The sequence below is a fragment of the Stygiolobus sp. CP850M genome, from assembly GCF_037389425.1.
Taxonomy (GTDB): Archaea; Thermoproteota; Thermoprotei_A; order Sulfolobales; family Sulfolobaceae; genus Stygiolobus.
On sequence record NZ_JBBHKR010000051.1, the window covers coordinates 1 to 3934 of the forward strand.

At 39.1% G+C, this 3934-nt stretch carries 4 protein-coding genes; 2 read left to right on the forward strand and 2 right to left on the reverse strand.

The features are described from left to right. Window positions 1-114 precede the first annotated feature (114 nt). Window positions 115-633, forward strand: coding sequence for a nitroreductase family protein (locus tag WIW89_RS04895; protein WP_337719956.1), 519 nt, complete (start codon window positions 115-117; stop codon window positions 631-633). Here WIW89_RS04895 and WIW89_RS04900 read toward each other — a convergent pair. Next, window positions 619-1539, reverse strand: a complete 921-nt coding sequence (locus WIW89_RS04900; RefSeq protein WP_337719957.1) for a tetratricopeptide repeat protein — start codon at window positions 1537-1539, stop codon at window positions 619-621. The genes WIW89_RS04895 and WIW89_RS04900 overlap by 15 nt on opposite strands. Continuing rightward, window positions 1518-2573 carry a glycosyltransferase family 4 protein gene (locus tag WIW89_RS04905; protein ID WP_337719958.1) on the reverse strand — a complete coding sequence of 352 codons (1056 nt, stop codon included), beginning with the start codon at window positions 2571-2573 and terminating at the stop codon, window positions 1518-1520. Before WIW89_RS04905 ends, WIW89_RS04900 begins: the two co-directional genes overlap by 22 nt. 180 nt (window positions 2574-2753) lie before the next feature. On the opposite strand from WIW89_RS04905, the gene WIW89_RS04910 reads away from it, so the two are divergent. Then, window positions 2754-3934: MFS transporter (locus WIW89_RS04910; RefSeq protein ID WP_337719959.1), on the forward strand; the 1181-nt coding region annotated here is incomplete at its 3' end.

Here is a 3934-nt window from a genome sequence, read left to right on the forward strand (position 1 = left end):
TAAATTTTTAATTACGTCCAGCGGGGGGATTGAGTGCTCATTAGAGCTCTATGAAATCCCCTTGTCCCCATTTCGTTCAGTAAACTTTTTTGCTTATACGTAATGAATTCTCAAGTGAACGAAATAATAGATTTCCTCATAAGGAGAAGAAGTATAAGAAAGTTTCAGAATAAACCAGTAGACATGAATTTAATTAAAGAACTAATAAGTGTCGCAAACCACTCCCCTAATTCCAACAACAGAGAACCATGGAAGTTCATAATTATTACGGATGAATCGATTAAGAAGGAACTCTCAACACTACATAAAGGAGCTTCTCACATTGCATATGCCCCGATAGGTATTGCCGTAGTAGCAGAACCTGATTTAAGCCCAGAGACGTGGATGATAGATACCGCAAACGCTACACTGTATTTTGTCTTAGCCGCTTACTCAGTAGGATTGGGAGTAGGATGGATAGCTGCTTATGAAAATAGGAAAGCTAAGGAGCTCTTAGGGATTCCAGAGGGAAAAATATTAATGACTCTTCTCTCCGTAGGATATCCTGATCCAGAGTACCAACCCAAGCCTAAGGAGGTTAAGAAACCTGAAGATGTAATGTTCACAAACAAATGGGGATTAAAAGTACTTTGATATGAACTCTTCATAATACTTCACTGCTTTCCTTAAATTTTCCACTTCGTTCTCATGCTTAGATAATTCAACGTAAGCCCTAGCTAAGAAGAGTGTCTCATTAGCTTTCTCGGCATAAGATATTGCCTTTTTAAGAAAGTCCACTAAATTAGTCCTTTTATAAAGCTCGTTCAATAGCCTGACTTTATCGCTGTCGGTTCCTTCACCGTACTCCTCTAATTTCTGAAGTGCCTCATATAACAACTCTTTATTGTAAAAAGAAAGCTTGTATAGAGCCCTTGCCTCTCCTTTTACGTCTTTTAACTCCCTAAATAACACCAATGCCTTTTCGAGATCCTCTTCTGCTTCTGAAGAGAGGAGTGCTTCCGCTAATAACCTCTTGTTGCCCAAAAGTTGGGCTAACTCAATTGCTTTCTTCAAATACTCCCTTCTGCCGTTCCTAGCCAGATAGATGTAAGAGACTATTAGGTCTTCTGTAGGCTCATCAAAGTTCTCTAGAATAGCCCTTGCTTCGTCCACATGTTTGATGTCACCCATTGCAAGGCAGACCTTAGCCAAGAGCCTTTGAGAGTGAACTTTCATTACATTTTTTGTAACCGACAGTTCCTTCAGTATTTCATATGCTGACGTTAAGTCTTTCTTTTTAAAGAGACATATGGCTAAATTAAATTTAATTATAGCTAAGTCCTCTTCGTTCTTTGTTTTTCTTAGTGCTTTTCTGAAAACTTCTTCGGCCTCCTGATACCTTTCTAATTCGGTATAAATAAGTCCTAATTGGTTCAGTGACGCAACACTGTCATCCCCTTGTAAAAGCTTTACTGCTTCATCTAAAAGACTCTTATCTTTTTTCCTCTTGTACTCTTCATAAAGAACTTTAGCCTTCTCTAGTCTACTACTGTCTCCCATATATATTTATAATATTCTTCAGAGGTTTTATTCCAATCGTACTTTAAAGAGGACTCATAGCTTAGCTTTGACAAATATCTCATGGAGTTCTCGTCTTCTATCAAGTAGCTAATAGCTTCTGCTGCCTTGTTATAGTCCTTATAGTTTACTAAGAAGCCGTTAACACCTTCCCTTATAATCTCAGGCATAGCGCCTGTGGAATAAGCTACTGCCGGGGTACCGCAAGAATTAGCCTCAACTATAGTCATCCCCCATCCCTCGATAAAAGAGGTCGAAAGCACTACCCACGCTTTTTGGTAAAGCTCTATCTTCTTTTTTTCGTCTACTTTTCCGAGAAAGAATATGTTCTTCTCACCGGCTATAACATCTTTAATCTCTTTCTCCATTTCGCCGGAACCTACCATAATAAGAACAGCCTTTCTATTGTTCAGTTTCTTGAAGATCTTTATAGCATCTAACGGGTTCTTGTACTTCTTTAACCTACCTATCCATAAGATGAGTGGGTATTCGGACTTCTCACCAGGGGTAAATTTTTCATGATCTATACCGTTATAAATAACCTTAATTATGTTCTCATTAATTCCGAACCTTTTTACTAACTCCTCCTTAGTAGTGTTAGAAACAGAAATAAGTCTAGGGTAGTTCTTTACTCTCTTCTCAAGAAACTTTACAACACGTGATAAGAACGGGTTAAGTTCGAAGTCAACGACATCTTGATGGACGTGATGAATCAAACCTACACTCTTCCTATTAACCTTATAAGAAAAAAATGGTATTGCGTGAGCAACACTATCTATGACTACATCGTATTTCTTAACTTCCTTTAACGAGTAATAATGCAAAGTAAGAGAATTCCCTTTCCTAATCAACTTTATCCCATCTATCTCTTCCTCTGCTATACCCTTATTCTCACTCATCCAGTATACTTCCACACCCTTCTTAACAAGCCTTTTCCCTACCTCATATATTACTTGCTCCGCACCTCCGGCTTGAGGGTGAAAAATATCTCTGTGATTAACGAAAAGTAATTTCAAGTCGTAATTACCTACTACTGAAATACGTATAAAACTATTTGTAATGTAATTACGTTTTAATCCCAGCGATATTATACTAAATTATTTAGAGAATTAGTCATTATAGACTGGCTTTTGTATAAGTCCATTTGTTAGAAACGAATTTATATTTAGAAACTAATAGTTCTATCCCGAACAAACATGAAGAGTAAATGGATTGCTTTGTCCAACACCAGCATTGCAATATTCATAGCCTTTGCAAATTACAACATGATAATTATCGCCTTGCCCCAAATATTCAACAGTCTAAGGTTTAATCCAACAGCTCCTGATGCACTAGGTTACTTAATTTGGCTAATTTTAGGATACATGATAGTTACGTCTTCTTTAGTAGTCACATTCGGCAGAATATCAGACCTCAAAGGCAGAGCAAAGTTATACTCCTTTGGATTTCTGATTTTTGCAATATCTTCAGGTATCTTATCTACGGTAAACGGCTACGGTGACAGTGCAGTTCTCGAAATGATAATTTTAAGACTTTTCCAAGGTGTAGGCGGAGGCTTATTGATGGTAAACAGTGCAGCAATCCTTACTGACTATTTCCCGAAGAACGAATTGGGCAAGGCTCTCGGTCTGAATCAAGTGTCGGGACTGGTCGGTGGAGTCGCGGGGTTAATTATAGGCGGTGTTCTTTCTGTGATAAACTGGAGATACATATTCCTTTTGGACTTCGTAGTTGGGATCATAGGAACTCTTTGGAGTTTCAAGTCCTTGAGAGATGTTCAGAAGCCGATCAAACAACCGTTAGACATAATCGGCAATGTCCTATTCGCACTTGGAATAACTCTACTCTTGATCTCAGTTACTTACGGTCTTTTACCTTACGGTAACCAACAACTGGGTTGGGGAAATCCCTTTGTAATCACGGGTTTAACTATCTCCTTCTTGGCAATAGGTATCTTCGTGTTCGTGGAAAGCAAGGTTAAGAACCCTATGTTCGACTTATCCTTGTTTAAAGTCAGGGATTTCTCTGTAGCTAACTTCACTAATTTTATCGCCTCTATGGCGAGACAAGGAATACTTCTAATGATGCTCGTCTTATTACAAGGAATCTGGTTACCGCTTCACGGAGTGCCTTATTCCCAGACGCCTTTCTGGGCAGGGCTTTACTTAATACCTAACATGCTCGGATTTGCAGCGTTAGGACCGATAAGCGGTATCCTCTCGGACAGATACGGGTCAAAAGTATTCACTTCGTTGGGCCTCTTCGTAAGCGCATTAGGGTTCTTCCTACTCTCCTTATTGCCGTATGATTTCCAGCTCTGGCAGTTCTTCGCAATATCTTTCCTTATGGGGGCGGGGATGGGATTGTTCTCTTCACC